The organism is Bittarella massiliensis (ex Durand et al. 2017) (assembly GCF_017566145.1).
Taxonomy (GTDB): Bacteria; Bacillota; Clostridia; order Oscillospirales; family Ruminococcaceae; genus Bittarella; species Bittarella massiliensis_A.
Map to the genome: position 1 here is coordinate 1 of NZ_JABFCL010000244.1, position 220 is coordinate 220.

The 220-nt window shown below is 43.6% G+C and carries 1 protein-coding gene; it reads right to left on the reverse strand.

Annotation, left to right across the window (positions count from 1 at the left end; genetic code table 11):
• A partial coding sequence (locus tag HJY11_RS14200; RefSeq protein ID WP_208076527.1) for a hypothetical protein occupies window positions 1-220 on the reverse strand: 220 nt, incomplete at both ends.

Sequence of the window (220 nt, forward strand, 5' to 3'; positions counted from 1 at the left end):
TGGCAGCTATCAGGATCATTCCCAGGAAAAGATTCCATCCTCTGCTAATTACTATAAAGGAATTTCTTATTCCACCGTAGAAAAAGCAGATTAAAATGAGTACAAGCCCGCCTACTTCTATCATCCCTCTTTTTCGTCTGTCAAACGCAAACTTCAGCGCCACAAGAGCTCCCACATCTATCGCCCCCAGGATTACGGCAAACCAGATGCTGAAAAGATT